The following is a 1479-nucleotide window of genomic DNA, read 5'->3' as shown; positions in this document are numbered from 1 at the left end:
GCCCGGTTACATTCCGAACCCGGAAGCTAAGCCTTTCAGCGCCGATGGTACTGCAGGGGGGACCCTGTGGGAGAGTAGGACGCCGCCGAACAATCTTTCAAAGGACCCTTGGTCCAGCGTTCAACGCTGGACCAAGGGTCCTTTTTGTTTTTCACCTCTTTACGCCGAAGCGCGGCCATGGGTTGGTTGCGCGAGAATGACTAGCGGTACCCCGAAGACAGGAGTCACACCCATGTCCAACTCTCCCGACGATCGTCCGGAGCGCGAGCCTCGGCGCAACGACGGCGGTGACAGGGGCGGCTACCGCGGGGGCCGTGACGACCGTGGCGGTGACCGTGGTGGCTTCCGCCGCGACGACCGCGGTGGCCGGCCGACCGGTGGCGGCAGCGGTGGCGGCGGTTTCCGCCGTGACGACCGTGGCGGCGACCGCCCGTCGTACCCGCGCCGTGACGACCGTGGTGGGCGTCCCGCCGGCAGCGGTGGTGGCGGCGGTTTCCGTCGCGATGACCGCGGTGGCGACCGTCCGTCCTACCCGCGCCGTGATGACGACCGCGGTGGCCGGCCCACCGGTGGCGGTGGCGGCGGTTTCCGCCGTGACGACCGTGGCGGCGACCGCCCGTCGTACCCGCGCCGCGATGACCGTGGCGAGCGTCCCGCCGGCGGCGGTGGCGGCGGTTTCCGCCGCGATGACCGTGGTGGCGACCGTCCGAGCTTCCCGCGTCGTGATGACGACCGCGGTGGGCGTCCTTCGTACCCGCGCCGTGACGACGACCGTGGTGGTTTCCGTGGCGGTCGTGACGACCGTGGTGGCGACCGTCCGTCGTACCCGCGCCGTGACGACCGTGGCGAGCGTCCGGCCGGCGGCGGCTTCCGCCGTGACGACCGGGGCGACCGCCCGACCGGTGGCGGCTTCCGCGGCCGCGAGGACCGTCCGTCGTACCCGCGTCGCGACGACCGTGGTGGCGACCGTCCGTCCTACCCGCGCCGTGACGACCGTGGCGAGCGTCCGGCCGGCGGCGGTTTCCGCCGTGACGACCGGGGCGAGCGTCCCTCGTACCCGCGTCGCGATGACGACCGTGGTGGTTTCCGTGGCGGTCGTGACGACCGTGGCGGGGACCGTCCGTCGTACCCGCGTCGCGATGACCGTGGTGGCGACCGTCCGTCCTACCCGCGCCGTGACGACGACCGTGGTGGGCGTCCGGCCGGCGGCGGTTTCCGTCGTGACGACCGGGGCGAGCGTCCTTCGTACCCGCGTCGCGATGACGACCGTGGTGGGCGTCCTTCGTACCCGCGCCGTGACGACGACCGTGGTGGTTTCCGCGGTGGCCGTGACGACCGTGGCGGCGACCGTCCGTCGTACCCGCGCCGTGACGACCGGGGCGAGCGTCCGGCCGGCGGCGGTTTCCGTCGTGACGACCGGGGCGAGCGTCCTTCGTACCCGCGTCGCGATGACGACCGTGGTGGGCGTCCTTCGTACCC

1 rRNA gene and 1 pseudogene are annotated in these 1479 nt (G+C 72.7%); both read left to right on the top strand.

Annotated features, from left to right (window positions below):
* Window positions 1-91, top strand: a 5S ribosomal RNA gene (gene rrf / locus ACZ49B_RS18275); the annotation flags it as partial.
* Window positions 92-316: 225 nt separating this feature from the next.
* Window positions 317-1479: pseudogene (locus tag ACZ49B_RS18270) on the top strand (hypothetical protein); the annotation flags it as partial.

The organism is Streptomyces sp. NPDC031132, assembly GCF_055570595.1.
This window is presented reverse-complemented; position numbering and strand designations above follow the sequence as displayed.